The sequence below is a fragment of the Paraliomyxa miuraensis genome (genome assembly GCF_026337845.1).
Lineage (GTDB): Bacteria > Myxococcota_A > Polyangia > Nannocystales > Nannocystaceae > Paraliomyxa > Paraliomyxa miuraensis.
In genome coordinates this window covers 462,062-476,139 of sequence record NZ_JAOVZF010000157.1, presented here as the reverse complement: position 1 = coordinate 476,139, position 14,078 = coordinate 462,062, and the positions used below count along the sequence as shown (strand labels likewise).

At 68.1% G+C, this 14,078-nt stretch carries 8 protein-coding genes and 1 pseudogene; 6 read left to right on the top strand and 3 right to left on the bottom strand.

Annotation, left to right across the window (positions count from 1 at the left end):
- Together OEB96_RS29320 and OEB96_RS29315 are read right to left on the bottom strand one after the other, a co-directional pair.
- Window positions 1-1,542, bottom strand: a 1,542-nt coding sequence (locus tag OEB96_RS29320; protein WP_266220079.1) for a hypothetical protein, incomplete at its 3' end; no start/stop codon positions are given.
- Window positions 1,539-2,629, bottom strand: a pseudogene (locus tag OEB96_RS29315) (DUF2169 family type VI secretion system accessory protein). The pseudogene OEB96_RS29315 and the gene OEB96_RS29320, both read right to left, overlap by 4 nt.
- 264 nt (window positions 2,630-2,893) lie before the next feature.
- Between OEB96_RS29315 and OEB96_RS29310 the strand changes: the two are divergent.
- The 5 genes from OEB96_RS29310 to OEB96_RS29290 all read left to right on the top strand — a co-directional run bounded on the left by OEB96_RS29310 (window position 2,894) and on the right by OEB96_RS29290 (window position 10,962).
- The gene (locus OEB96_RS29310; RefSeq protein ID WP_266220078.1) at window positions 2,894-6,373 is read left to right on the top strand and encodes a class I SAM-dependent DNA methyltransferase; all 3,480 of its coding nucleotides are present in this window, start codon (window positions 2,894-2,896) and stop codon (window positions 6,371-6,373) included.
- Window positions 6,374-6,490: 117 nt separating this feature from the next.
- On the top strand, window positions 6,491-7,462 hold the full coding sequence (locus OEB96_RS29305; protein ID WP_266220077.1) for an N-carbamoyl-D-amino-acid hydrolase: 972 nt from the start codon (window positions 6,491-6,493) through the stop codon (window positions 7,460-7,462).
- Window positions 7,459-8,967, top strand: coding sequence for a pyridoxal-5'-phosphate-dependent protein subunit beta (locus tag OEB96_RS29300; protein WP_266220076.1), 1,509 nt, complete (start codon window positions 7,459-7,461; stop codon window positions 8,965-8,967). Before OEB96_RS29305 ends, OEB96_RS29300 begins: the two co-directional genes overlap by 4 nt.
- The gene (locus OEB96_RS29295; protein ID WP_266220075.1) at window positions 8,964-10,388 is read left to right on the top strand and encodes a pyridoxal-phosphate dependent enzyme; all 1,425 of its coding nucleotides are present in this window, start codon (window positions 8,964-8,966) and stop codon (window positions 10,386-10,388) included. The genes OEB96_RS29300 and OEB96_RS29295 overlap by 4 nt, the downstream gene beginning before the upstream one ends.
- Before the next feature lie 22 nt (window positions 10,389-10,410).
- Window positions 10,411-10,962 (top strand): hypothetical protein, encoded by a 552-nt coding sequence (locus OEB96_RS29290; protein WP_266220074.1) that lies wholly within the window; start codon window positions 10,411-10,413, stop codon window positions 10,960-10,962.
- On the opposite strand, the gene OEB96_RS29285 is transcribed toward OEB96_RS29290, so the two are convergent.
- A complete protein-coding gene (locus tag OEB96_RS29285) occupies window positions 10,915-11,286 on the bottom strand; it encodes a hypothetical protein (protein WP_266220073.1) in 372 nt (123 codons plus the stop codon). The two genes, OEB96_RS29290 and OEB96_RS29285, sit on opposite strands and share 48 nt — an antisense overlap.
- Window positions 11,287-11,426: 140 nt before the next feature.
- On the opposite strand from OEB96_RS29285, the gene xdh reads away from it, so the two are divergent.
- Window positions 11,427-14,072 (top strand): selenium-dependent xanthine dehydrogenase, encoded by a 2,646-nt coding sequence (gene xdh / locus OEB96_RS29280; protein WP_266220072.1) that lies wholly within the window; start codon window positions 11,427-11,429, stop codon window positions 14,070-14,072.
- Window positions 14,073-14,078 lie beyond the last annotated feature (6 nt).

Sequence of the window (14,078 nt, the reverse complement as noted above, 5' to 3'; positions counted from 1 at the left end):
TCGTGAACAACCCGCCCCCAGGGTGGGCCATGGTCGTGAACAAACCCCGGCTACGGGTGGGTCATGATCGTGAACAACGACAGCGGCCGGCCCCGAGCGATTCTCATCGCTATCCTTGGCTCGATCCTCGGCCTTCTCCCACGTGTCCTGAAAGAGCTCCGAGTTGCCCAGGTGCCCACCAATCCCCTTCTTCACCCGATCCAACGTCTCGAGGTATGCCGCATCCAGCGCCCCCCGCCCATCCGCGTACGACACCGTCACCCCCGGCAGGTGCTTCATCCCCGCCGCCGCTGCGGCCCGGCACAGCTCCACTGTCGTCATCGCCGACTGGTCCGCGTACTTCTTTCCGCACTTGCAGTGCACCACCCCGAGCATGGTGTTGGCGCTGACCTTCACCGGCGGGTCCTTGGCCGCCCCCGCCGCAGCCGCGGCCGCCACCTGCCCCTTGAAGTTGCCCGCCAGCGCGCCCGCGTCGAGCTTCGTCGCCTCGCTCTCCTCGAACCGATGATCCTCCCCGCAGATCGGACACTTCTCGTCCTCGATCACCGTCACCATCCCGCTCATCTGGATCACCCCCATGAGCGTCGCGGAGTTGGGCGGGCTCCCACTTGGCCCAAACAACGCGCCGCTGGCCGCTCCCATGTCGCCCCAGCAGTCGGCCGGAGCCTCGTATTCTGGCGCCCGGAAGGTTGCAGACGCGCGCAGAGCCACGAAGCCCCATTCCTCGCTCCGGTAGCGCTCGCCGTTGATGTCGCAGTACACCGTGTCGACCGCCTCGGTCGGCAGCCGCAGACCCGAGATCGCACCGAACACGGCCGCGGTCATGCCCTCGCCCAAGGATCCGGTCTCGCTGCCCGGCAGCCGATGCTCCTGCGCCGTGGCCACGCCGCCCACCACCGCCAGGCACGGCAGGCCCAAACTCTTGCGCAGCCGAGTGCTCGCGAGCACCAGGCATCCCGCACCTTCACCCGGCGCAAAACCGCTGCGGGTATCGGGTCCGAAGCTGCGGTTGCCCTCGAGCCACACGAAGGTCTCGGGATGAAGGTAGCTGTCGACGCCGAGTATCACCGTGAGGTGCTCCTCACCGCGCACGTTCGTCTGGGCCGTACGCTCGACCGCGAGGGCAACCCCGGCATGCCCGCGCCCCGCGACGTCGCAACGAAGCGGCGTGCCCGAAGCACGCAGCGCTGCGGCCAGGGTCTCCGCGGTGCGCATGATGTCGCGCTCCGGCATGCCGGGGCGCGCCTCGGGCAGCGAGAGCCACGGGTCGACGTGCCCACGGTACGGCCGCGGCGCTGCGGCGAGCTCGTGTGCGACCTCTTCGAGTACGCAGCGCGCCAGCGGCACCAGCCGCTCCGCTCCTTCGAGCGTGGCGGGGAGCTTGGCGTCGGACGCCATCATCATCGGCTCACCGCTCACGGTCACGAACGGATACTCGCGGATCCGGCAGATCCCCGCCCGTGCCGCCGCGGCGGCGGTCTGGGCCACGAGACCGATCGGCGTACGAGCCCCGACCGCGATCACCTCGAGCCCGGTGCTCATGAGGCACCAGCCCTCTGACCGATCTCCGTCTCATCGAGGTAGTCCGCGTCCGAAGCCGCCACGCGCAGGGAGCTCTGCCACACGAGCGACAAGCGCCGTTCGTCGGGCTCGGCGAGCACCGTGGTCAGCATGGGCGGATCGTGCGGCACCGTCTTGCGACCGAAGCGGCTGCGCAGCTCGAGCCCGATGCGCGGCACGAGCACCAGCGTGCCCTCGGGGCTCAGGTTGAGCAGCCCGAGCCGCTCGCCGCCCCGCAACGGCTGGGGCAAGTGCTGGTCGGCCGGGGCGCAGAGGGCGAACGCGGGATCGTAGTCGTCGGGCAAGAGCGGCTTCTTGGTCTTCACCCATGCGGCATCGTAGGTGCCTGCGAGCAGGCGTCGCGGCAGCCACCCGGGCTCGATGGGGCCGAAGCCCGCAGGACCCGCCGTGGCAGGATCGCCGGTCGGGTACTCGATCGCGTGGGCCGGAGTGTTGGCGAGGGTGGCGCTACGCCGAGCGAAGCCGCGACCGACCGGGTTGCGCTCATCGAGGCGGTGCTGGGTGGGATCGGGATCGGTGATGTCGCTGCCCCCGAACGCAAGCTCGTACTGGATCGGGCGCGTGGCGAACGGTCGCGGTGCAGTCGTGGTCAGGCCGGAGAGGCCGTCGTAGCACACGCGCTCGCCGTGGACGAGCAGGGTCTTCTCGAGCGTGCCGATCCGCAGCACCACCGGGACGGTCGCCGCTGGCTTGCCACGCGGAGCGTGGGCGCTGCCCAGCACGAGCACGTCGGTCGAGGGCTTGCGGGCCAGCAGGTCCGAGTCGTAACGCAGGCTCGACTTGCCGGCTCACCATGATGCTCGGGCGCGAGGACGGGGGGCAATTGCTCGTCGGCGAGGGCGAGCTTGCCGTGGGTGCCGATCGTGAAGGTGGCGCGGACGGCCACGAGCCACCAGTGGACACCATCCTTGTCGCGGGTCCAGTTGCGCTCGGCCGCGTACGGGGTCCGATTGGCCAGAGCCCACACGAGCAGCACGGTAGCACCGCATCCGGATCGACGCCGAGGATCGGTGGGCGACCGGGCTCCTGTCGATGCACACCAGCGCATGGCCCTCTTGGGTCAGAGGGACGGCTCGCTTGCCGCGTTCGCCGGCATACAGGTGGGTCCCAACGACGTGCGCGTGCACGTTCGACCGGCGTGGCGGCGTGTGGGCGACGGCGTGCAGGAGGCACGTCGTCGTTCGCGACACGCGGAGAGAGTATCCGCAAGCGCCGTACAGGCATCTCGCGCCACTCGCCACTCGCACTTTGTTCAGTGTTATGCGGACCTTCGCATCTTGCCCTTCCCCATCCCAGCGCCGATCCTGCGCGCATGGCGGCCCAACCCACCGACCCGATCGAGTCGACCCCTCCGTTCGCGCCGGACTCGGCGAAGGTCGAGGCGTTCGTCTCGCGGTGGCGCGCCTCGGAGGCATCCGAGATGCAGAACACGCAGCTCTTCCTCGCTGAGTTGTGTGACCTGATAGAAGTCCCGCGTCCCGACCCAGCGACCGGCGACGCCGCGCGCGACCTCTATTGCTTCGAGCGACCCGTGCGTCTCGCTGGTGACGAGCGTCGAACAGTGGGGCGGATCGACCTCTACAAGGCCGAGCACTTCGTACTCGAGGCCAAGCAAGGTTCGGAGAAGGGACGTCGACTTGGCACCGCGAAGCGGGGCTCGCCGGGTTGGACGTTGGCGATGAACGACGCCTACGGCCAAGCGCGCGCCTACGCAGGCCAACTCGATCCCATGCCGCCCTTCCTCGTGGTCGTCGACGTTGGCTACGCCTTCGACCTCTATGCCTGCTTCGACGACAGCGGAATCTACAAGCCGTATCCTGACCCGCCGAACCAACGGTTCTTCCTCGCCGATCTGCTCAGGCGTCCGTTGTTGCTCGGGCGCCTACGCGCACTCTTCGTCGATCCTCGCGCGCTCGATCCATCACACCACCAAGCGAAGATGACCCGCGAGATCGCGGAGAGTCTCGCGGATCTTGCGCGGGATCTGGAGGAGTCAGGTCACACTCCCCAGTTGGTCGCGCGCTTCCTCATGCAGTGCATCTTCGCGATGTTTGCCGAGGACGTGGGGCTCTTTCCAGAAGGCAAGCGCCTCTTCGAGGATTACCTAGAGAGGTTCTGGATCCCGAACCCATCCGGATTCCCGGGCGGTGTGCAGCAGTTCTTCCGAGTGATGAACACCGGAGGCACGCTGCTAACCGGTGAGCAGATTCTCCGTTTCAATGGCGGCCTCTTCCGCTACGTGGAGCCGCTCAGGCTGACCGCTGCTCAGCTTCGCACGCTCCACGCTGCGGCTCGCAAATATTGGGCGGACGTGGAGCCAGCGATCTTTGGCACGCTACTGGAGCGTGCGCTGGACGCCGAGGAACGCCATGCCCTGGGAGCACACTACACACCCCGTGCGTACGTCGAGCGTCTCGTGCGTCCGACCCTGGAAGAGCCGCTCCGCGCCGAGTGGCTTGTCGTGCGTGCCGAAGCAGGCAAGCTAGTGGAGGCTGGCAAGGTCGACAAGGCGGTAGACGTCCTTGATGCATTCCATCGCCGACTCTGCGAAGTTCGCGTGCTGGACCCTGCGTGTGGCTCGGGGAATTTCCTTTATGTTGCCCTCGATCTGATGAAGCAACTCGAGGGCGAAGTACTGGAGCAGATGCGCCAACTCGGGGTCAGCAACGAGAAACTGAATCTCGAGGGGGTGACGGTGAATCCGGCGCAGTTCCTTGGCATCGAGAAGAAGCCGTGGGCCAAGGAGATAGCGGAACTCGTGCTTTGGATCGGCCATCTCCGCTGGCACCACCGGCTCAAGGGCAGCGCCGCGCCACCACCTGATCCGGTGCTGCATGACTACGCCAATATCGAGTGTCGGGACGCCGTCCTAGCGTGGGATGGTGAACCTGTACTTCGGTGCGGCGAAGATGGCAGGGCTATCACGCGTTGGGATGGTGAGACAATGCGCGTGGATCCAATCACCGCCAAGAGCGTGCCCGATGAGCGGGCGCAGACTCCGGTCTACGACTACATGAACCCGAGACCAGCCGAATGGCCGAAGGCGGAGTTCATCGTAGGAAATCCTCCGTTCATCGGCAACAAGCGCATGCGTCTCACGCTTGGCGACGGGTACGTCGAAGCGCTTCGCAAGGCGCATCGAGACGTGCCGGAATCCGCGGATTATGTGATGTACTGGTGGAGCCATGCGGCAATACTGGTCCGAAAGGGTGAGGCTCGGCGCTTTGGGTTCATCACTACCAACAGCATTACACAAACGTTTAATCGCAGGATCGTTGAGCGAATGACCTGCGACGGCAAGGCTTCCATCGTGTTTGCCATACCTGATCACCCCTGGGTCGACTCCCAAAGCGGCGCGGCCGTGCGAATTGCGATGACGGCAGTGGCCGCCGGGGACTATGACGGGGTAAGCAGTTCCGTTCTTGCAGAAGGGGATCCCGATGATGGTACGTTCCGCGTGAATTTTGCCGTGCGCCAGGGGCGCGTAAGTCCAGACCTCACGGTTGGTGTAAATACCAGCAGTATTCAGCCACTGCGTTCTAACACTGGGCTCGCATGTCCCGGCGTTCAGTTGTCGGGGCAGGGTTTCGTTCTTTCGGTTGATGAGGTCGCTCGCATGCCGGCATCTACTCGATCGGCCTTGGTCCGTACGTATATCACCGGACGCGACCTTACAAAGGTACGACGGGAGCAGTATGTGATCGACACATGGGGCTGGACCGAGGACAAGCTGCGAGAGACCCATCCTCGAGCATTTCAACTTCTCGCCGACCGTGTTAGGCCGGAGCGTCAGCAGAACCCTCGGGCTAAGTATGCCCGTGAATGGTGGCTTCATGCCGAGCCTAGGTCGCGGTTTCGCGCAGCCCTGGCTGGGATTGATCGGTTTGTCGTCAGTTCGCGCACCGCGCGTCATCGTGTGCTCTCGTTCGAGCCATGTACGTCCCTCCCGGAGACAAAGGTGCTGATCATCGCACTTTCAGAAGGTTGGCAACTCGGCGTTCTCTCTGCACGTCCTCATCTCGTTTTTGCGGAGAAGCGCGGTGGCTGGCTCGGCGTGGGCAACGACTCCACATACAATCATAGTGATTGCTTCGATCCCTTCCCGTTTCCGGACGCCACCAAGTCCCAGAAGTCCCGCATTCGCAAGCTCGCAGAGTCCCTCGATGCACATCGCAAGCGTCAAATCGCTGCACACCCGAAACTCACGATCACCGCGTTGTACAATGTGCTCGAGAAGCTCCGCGCGGGTGAGACGCTCACCGACAAGGAGCGCATCGTGCACGATCAGGGGCTCGTGACCGTCCTGCGCCAGATCCACGACGATCTCGACGACGCGGTGTTCGACGCGTATGGCTGGCCTCACGATCTGATGGACGAGCAGATCCTCGAGCGCCTCGTCGCGCTGAACCGTGAGCGCGTTGCCGAGGAAGAGCAGGGCACCGTCCGCTGGCTCCGCCCGGACTTTCAAGCTCCTACGTCGCAGCAACCCGCCGCTGTCCAGCAGCCGCTCACCGATGGTTCGGACCGTGCGCCCGTTGCGACCGTGGCCAAGGGCAAGGCCGCCCGGTGGCCCAAGACCTTCTTCGATCGTGCGACCGCCATTCGCGATCTCGTGCTCGATGGAAGCGATCGCGATGCGTGGTCCGCAATGGAGGTCGCCCGTAGCTTCACCCGCGCCAGGACGAGCGATGTCGAGGCCATCCTCGACAGCTTCGCTGCTCTCGGCCAGCTCGTCGCCTACGGGGAGCCAGGCCGCCGGGTCTACGCCCGAGCCCACCGCACGACGTCTTGAGGCCCAGGCGCCATGCCGTCCCCCGGGATGGCTGCTGCGACGGTGGACGGCGGTGCTCGCGGCCCATCGCGGCCCGACCTTGAGCCCCCGGCCCGCGCGGTGACAAGATGACCGCCCGTGCCCCGCCCCCTCGTCATCGCTGCTGCCCAGCTCGGCCCCATCCAGCGCGCCCACGCGCGGCCCGAGGTGGTGTCTCGTCTCGTGTCGCTGCTCCAGGGGGCCCACGCCATGGGGGCCCAGCTGGTGGTGTTTCCCGAGCTGTGTCTGACCACGTTCTTCCCCCGCTGGTTCATCGAAGATCGAGCGGAGCTCGATGCCTTCTACGAGCGCCGGATGCCGGGACCGGACACCCAGCGCCTGTTCGACGAGGCGCGGCGGCTGTCGGTGGGCTTTTGCCTGGGCTACGCCGAGCTGTGCGAGGACGAGGAGGGCGGCACCGTGCACCGCTACAACACCTCGATCCTGGTCGACACCAGCGGACGCATCGTGTCCAAGTACCGCAAGGTGCACCTGCCCGGGCACGCCGAGCACGAGCCCTGGCGCCGGTTCCAGCACCTCGAGAAGCGCTACTTCGAGCCGGGCCCGGGGTGGACCGCGGTGCGAGCCTTCGGCGGGGTGGTGGGCATGGCGATCTGCAACGATCGCCGCTGGCCCGAAGCCTACCGCGTGCTCGGTCTGCAGGGCGTGGAGCTGGTGCTCATCGGCTACAACACCCCCGTGCACAACCCTCCGGCGCCGGAGCACGATCGCCTGGGCGACTTCCACAACCACCTGGTGATGCAGGCGGGTGCCTATCAAAACGGTACCTACGTGGTGGGGGTGGCCAAGGCCGGCGAAGAGGAGGGCTGCGAGATGATCGGCGGCAGCTGCATCATCGCGCCCACCGGGGAGCTCGTGGCACAGTGTGTCACGCGTGACGACGAGATCGCCGTTGCCCGCTGCGATCTCGATCTGTGCACCTCGTACAAGCGCAGCGTGTTCGACTTCGCCAAGCACCGTCAGCCCCACGCCTATCGCATGATCGTCGAGCGGACCGGGGCCATCCTGCCACCCTCGTCTCCGAGCGATCCCACCGAGCCTTCCGCATGACCACTCCGGCCCTGTCCACCGAGATCGTCGACGCCACCGTTCGCCGCCGCGCCGTGCAGCGCTTTGGCGAGGCCGGCATCGTGCTGCCCACCTTTGCCCAGCTCGCCGATCCCACCACGATTCCGGCGTCGATCCAGGCCGCGCTCGCCCACGTCGATCCCGACGCTCCGCACCCGCTCAACCTGTTTCGCGTGCACTGGTACAACTCGGCCGATCGTCGCGGCCTGGATCCGGTGCCGGCCCACCTGGTGCTTCCGCCCGAGCTGACCTGCGTGCCGGCCCCGATCGTGGTGGTGCTCGGGCGCCGCTTCCCGATGATCGCGGCCCACAAGGTGCTGGCGGCCTACGCCTGCCTCGCGCCGCGGATCCTGACCGGGCAGTTCGACCCCACGGCCCACCGGGCCGTGTGGCCCTCGACCGGCAACTACTGCCGCGGGGGGGTGGCGATCTCGCGGATCATGCAGTGTCGCGGGGTGGCGGTGCTCCCCGAGGGCATGAGCGCCGAGCGCTTCGAATGGCTCGATCGCTGGGTGAGCGACCCGTCCGACATCGTGCGCACGCCGGGCTCGGAGAGCAACGTCAAGGAGATCTACGACGAGTGTGCGCGGCTGGACGCGCAGCCCGACCACGTCATCTTCAACCAGTTCCGCGAGTTCGGCAATCACCTGGGGCACTGGCTGTGCACGGGACGCGCGCTCGAGCACGTGTTCACGCACCTGCGATCGCAGGGGCAGCAGCGACGGCAGTGGCGGCTGCGCGCCTACGCGTCGGCGACCGGATCGGCGGGCACGCTGGCGGCCGGCGACTACCTCAAGGAGGCGCTGCAGGCCGAGATCATGGCCGTGGAGGCGCTGGAGTGCCCCACGCTGCTCGTCAACGGCTTTGGTGAGCACAACATCCAGGGCATCGGTGACAAGCACGTGCCGTTCATCCACAACGTGCACAACACCGACGTCGTGGCCGCGGTCTCCGATCGCAGCACCGACGCGCTGGACCTGCTGTTCAACCATCCCGAGGGGCGGGCCTACCTGTGCGAGCGCCGGGGACTGTCGGAGGAGGCCGTGGCCTCGCTGTCGTCGATGGGCCTCTCCGGGATCGCCAACGTGCTCGCGGCGATCAAGCTCGCACGCCATCGCGGGTTCGGTCCCGACGACGTGGTGATCACGGTGGCCACCGACGGCGCCCAGATGTACGGCTCGGAGCGCGCCAAGACGCTCTCGCGGCGCTTCGGGGGCCGCTTCGACCGAATCGCGGCGGCCGAGACCTTCGGCGAGCACCTCGCCGGGGTTCGCACCGATCACCTGCTCGAGGCCACCTCGGTCGATCGCGCCCGCATGTTCAACCTGGGCTACTTCACCTGGGTCGAGCAGCAGGGAGTGCCGCTGCCCGAGTTCGTCGAGCGCCGCGAGCCGGCGTTTTGGCGGGGGCTGCGGGAGCTGCTGCCGCGGTGGGACGCGATGATCGAGGCCTTCAACGAAGAGACGGGAGCCGGGGCGAGCGCATGAAGGTATTGGAGGGGGGAGGGCCGAGCCCCGCGGTATGGCTCGAGTGCTCGGGATGCGGTCGCCAGGTGGCGCTGACCGAGCGCCTGCCGTTCGTGTGCCCCGCGGCGCGCTCGGATGACGACGTCGACCACGTGCTCGTGCGACGGATCGATCCCGCCCGGCTTCGCTTTCCCGAGTCGATCGAGGGCAACCCATTCGTCGTGTTCGGACGGCTCTTGTCCCACTCGCATCGAGCCGCCGCCCTGGGGGTGGACGACGTGGAGCTGCGGGCGCTGGTGGAGGGGCTCGATGCCGCCGTGAGCGAGATCGACGGCACGGGCTTTCGTCCCACGCCGCTGCGGTCGGCGGTGTCGCTGTCCTCGCACATGTCGGGGCCGGCGTTCGAGCTGTGGCTCAAGGACGAGACCGACAATGTCTCGGGCTCGCACAAGGCGCGACACCTGATGGGGGTGATGATCCACCTGCGGCTGGCCGAGGTGGCGGGTCTGTTTCCCCCGGCCGCGCTCCGCTCGCGCCTGGCCATCGCCAGCTGCGGCAACGCGGCGCTCGCGGCCGCGGTGGTGGCCCGCGCCGTGCGCTGGCCGCTCGACGTGTTCGTGCCACCGGACGCCGATGCCGACGTGCTCGAGCGGTTGATCCAGCTCGAGGCGGCCATCACGTCGTGCGTCCGCGATGGCTCACCGGGCGACCCCTGCTACCGCGCCTTTCGGGACGCGCTGGCCCGCGGGGCGCTGCCCTTCGGCGTGCAGGGCAGTGACAACGGCCTGGCGGTGGAAGGCGGGCTCACGCTCGGCTACGAGCTCGCCGATCAGGTTCGGCGTGGTCCCGGGCGCCTGGACTTGCTGGTGGTGCAGGTCGGCGGAGGGGCCCTGGCCAGCGCATGCATGCAGGCCTTGCGCGATGCGGTGAGCCTGGGGGTGCTGCCCAAGGTGCCGCGGCTTTGCACGGTGCAGACCGCGAGCGCCTGGCCGCTGCGGCGGGCCTACGAGCTGGTGGTGAGGGCGATCGCCACGCGACTTGGCGAGGTCCCGCCCGCCGATCCGCGCCTGCGCGCGGACTGGCTGCGTCACCGCGTTCCGGCCGAGCTCGTCGACGAGGCGCTCCGCCACGCCGCCACCCATCGACGCGATCACATGTGGCCATGGGAGAGTACGCCCCGCAGCGTGGCCCACGGAATCCTCGACGACGAGACCTACGACTGGTGGGCGCTGTGCGAGGGCATGATCCGCAGCGGTGGCTGGCCGGTGGTGGTCGACGAGCCCACGCTGGTCGAGGCCCGCGAGGCGGTGCGCCGGCGCGTGCAGGTGGATGCCACCGCCACCGGCACGGCCGGAGTGGCCGGCGTGATGCACATGCACCGGTCGGGGCGGGTGTTCGGCGGCGAGATCGTGGGGGCGCTGGTGACGGGGCGGGCACGGTGAGGGTCCGTTAGACTCCTCGGGGGTGCCCACGAACGAGAAGACGACCCACTTTGGTCGGGCTGGTGAGTACTTCGCGATGTCGGAGCTGCTCTTGCGCGGTTGGAACGTCGCCGTGCCCGTCGTCGACGTGGGCGACGACGTATTCGTGATCAACGACGACGACAAGACGACGTGGCGCGTCCAGGTCAAGTCTGCTCGCGCCAAGCTGGCTGCGAGTACCGGAGCTGCATCCGCGCGCTTCAACCTGTCTCGGGCCCAGCTACGCAGGATCGAGGACCCCGAGCTCTTCTTCATGTTGATGGTGCGCGACGGCGCGCGGTGGAGGTTCTTGGTGGTCCCGCGTGAGCGGATGCTCGAGATCCACCAGCGATACGTGAACACGCCATGGGTGGGGCCGGGGCGTCGACCGATCTCGAGCGACGATGCCAAGACCGACAAGCTCGGGTTCGACGTCGTGATCGATGCCGGTGATGCCTACGGCTGGAACACGTCGCTGACCGAGTTCCTCGACGCGTGGCCGCCCGAGCTACCGGTGCTTGGTGGACGGAGCGTACGCGGCGGGAAGCTTCGGTGACTCGTCATCGAAGCGCAGTGGCACCTCGTGCTCGGTGACAGGATCGCGAAAGACCACCTCGCCGAGCACTTCGAGCTGCTCTCGTGACACCCCCGTCAGGAGGTGGATGATCTGCGGCACCAGATCCTCACGCATCGAGTCGTAGTCGGCGGCCGTCTCGTGGGCAATGGACACGCGGGGGTGGAGATGGGCCCGATGGCCGAAGTACTCCCGAACGCGTGCCTTGGACGATGACTCGAGCGCAAACGTCTGTCCATTGCCGCTGACGGAGCGGAAGACGACGATGGGCTCCCGTGCGAGGTCCAGCGCTTCCGCGGTACTCATGACGTCCAGTATGGACCCCGGCCCTGGCGGCTGCAACGGGCTCATTCCGGCCGACAGGGCCCCATGCGGCCGGATCCACCGCACCCACCGCCCTTGGCGCCGTGATAGCCTGCCGGCAGCCGACGGAGGTCTGCCCCACGATGAGCGACGTATCCTTCACCCTCAATGGTCGGCCGGTCCAGATCGAGACCCGGCCGGATGAAACGCTGCTGGAAGCGCTGCGAGGGCGCTGTGGGATCCTCTCCACCAAGGACGGGTGCTCGCCGCAGGGGCAGTGCGGGTGCTGCCTGGCGGTGGTGGACGGCGCGGCCAAGACCACGTGTGCCATGCCGGCGGCCAAGGTGGCGGGGCGGCAGGTCGTGACGCTCGAAGGCGTGCCGCAGGCCGATCGCGAGCTCATCGCCCGCTCGTTCGTGGCCGCGGCCGGTCTTCAGTGCGGCTTTTGCATCCCCGGCATCGCGCTGCGGGCCAAGCACCTGGTGGACAAGAACGACAGCCCCTCGCGCGAGGAGATCGCCAAGGCGATCGATGGGCACCTGTGCCGCTGCACGGGCTACGTCAAGATCATCGATGCCATCGATCTCTACGCCCGGGCGCGCCGGGGGCAGGCCGATCCGCAGCCGAGCACCGACGGTCGCGTGGGCCAGGATCTGGCGCGCTACCAGGGCGAGCGCATGAGCCTGGGCGAGCGCCCCTACGTCGACGACATGACGCGCGAGGGCATGCTGCACGGCGTGCTGGTGCTCTCGCCCCATGCCCGTGCTCGCGTCGTTCGCATCGACACCAGCCGGGCGCGGGCGCTGCCGGGGGTGGCGGCGGTGGCCACGGCCGCCGACGTGCCGGGCAAGCGCTGGTACGGGCTCATCCTCGAGGACTGGCCGGGCTTCGTGGCCGAGGGCGAGGAGGTGCGCTGCGTGGGCGACGTGGTGGCGGCGGTGGCGGCCGAGACGGTGGCCATCGCGCGGGAGGCCGCGGCGCTGGTCGACGTGGAGTACGAGGTGCTGCCCGCGGTGGTCGACATGCACGAGGCCCTGAAGGCCGAGGCGCCCCGGGTCAACCCCACCCACGCAAACCAGCTGTCGCGCACCGCGTTCAAGCGCGGCGATGCCGATGCGGCCCTGGCCCAGAGCGCCCACGTGGTCACCGGCACCTGGAAGACGCAGCGCATCGAGCACCTCTATCTCGAGCCCGAGAGCGCCCTGGCGGTCCCGCGGCCCGACGGGCGCCTGCACCTCTACACCCAGGGGCAGGGCATCTTCGACGATCGGCGCCAAGTGGCCGCGTTCCTCGGGGTGCCCGCCGAGCAGGTGTTCGTGGAGCTGGTCCCCAACGGCGGGGCCTTTGGCGGCAAGGAGGACATGAGCGTGCAGTCGCAGACGGCGCTGCTCGCCACCATGACGGGGCGCCCGGTCAAGATCACCCTCGATCGCGAGCAGTCGATCCGCATTCACCCCAAGCGCCACCCGCTCGACATGGAGTTCACGGTGGGCTGTGACGCCGAGGGGCACCTCACCGCGGTCAAGGCCCGCATCGTGGGCGACACGGGGGCCTACGCCTCGGTGGGGGCCAAGGTGCTCGAGCGCGCGGCCGGGCACGCCTGCGGGCCCTACAAGGTGGTCAACGTCGACATCGAGGCGGTGGCGGTGACCACCAACAACCCGCCGTGCGGGGCGATGCGGGGCTTTGGCGCCAACCAGAGCAGCTTTGCGATCGAGGGGGCCATCGACATGCTGGCTCGCGAGGTCGGCCTCGACGGCTGGGGGATCCGCCGCAAGAACGCCGTGCAGGTGGGCGACACCTTCACCACCGGGCAGGTCTACGAGAAGTCGGTGGGGGTGATCGCGACGCTCGAGGCGGTCAAGGACGCCTACTACGAGGCCAAGGCGGCCGGTCGCGCGGTGGGCATCGCCTGCGGGATCAAGAACACGGGCATCGGCAACGGCGCCAAGGAGTGGGGCAAGGCCCGGCTGCAGGTCGAGGCCGACGGCACCGTGTCGATCTACAACGGCTACACCGAGATGGGGCAGGGGCTGCTGACCGTCCTGGTGCAGTGCGCGGTGGAAGTCACGGGCTTGCCTGCGGCCGTGTTCCGCCCCAAGGTCGACGCCACCTATGCGCTCGACTGCGGGCAGACCACGGGCTCGCGCGCGACCCTGTTCGGCGGTCGAGCGGTGCGCGACGCGGGGGTCAAGCTCCGCGCCGCACTCGACGAGGGCAAGACCCTCGAGCAGCTCGCCGGGCAGGTGTTTGCGGCCGACGTACTCATCGACGACACCACCTCGCCGGGCAAGACCAACGCGGCGGGCCAGATCAAGACGCACACCTCGTTCGGCTTTGCCACCCAGGTCTGCATCCTCGACGACAGCGGGCGGCTCGATCGCTTCATCGCGGCGCACGACGTGGGGCGGGCGATCAACCCTGCGCTCTGCGAGGGCCAGATCCAGGGCTCGGTGCACATGGGCCTGGGCTTTGCCTTGACCGAAGAGCTGCCGTGCCTCGATGGCATGCCCGTGGCATTCAAGCTGCGCGAGATCGGGGTGCTGCGTGCGCGCGACATGCCCCAGGTCGAGGTGATCCTGGTCGAGGAGCACGAGCCCGAGGGGCCGTTCGGGGCCAAGGGGGTCGGCGAGATCGGCCTGGTGCCCACCGCCGGCGCCGTGGCCGGGGCGCTCGCCGCATTCGATGGCCGGCAGCGCTTCGTGCTGCCCATGAAGGACTCGCCAGCGGCCAAGGCGATGAGCGTGGGCAAGATCCGGTCGACCTCCGATCGCGACGCATGGCGCTAGGGACCA

Coding starts and splice junctions, on each gene's coding strand:
- OEB96_RS29310 (WP_266220078.1), top strand. CDS start 2,894: ATGGCGGCCCAACCCACCGACCCGATCGAGTCGACCCCTCCGTTCGCG.
- OEB96_RS29300 (WP_266220076.1), top strand. CDS start 7,459: ATGACCACTCCGGCCCTGTCCACCGAGATCGTCGACGCCACCGTTCGC.
- OEB96_RS29295 (WP_266220075.1), top strand. CDS start 8,964: ATGAAGGTATTGGAGGGGGGAGGGCCGAGCCCCGCGGTATGGCTCGAG.
- OEB96_RS29285 (WP_266220073.1), bottom strand. CDS start 11,286: ATGAGTACCGCGGAAGCGCTGGACCTCGCACGGGAGCCCATCGTCGTC.
- xdh (WP_266220072.1), top strand. CDS start 11,427: ATGAGCGACGTATCCTTCACCCTCAATGGTCGGCCGGTCCAGATCGAG.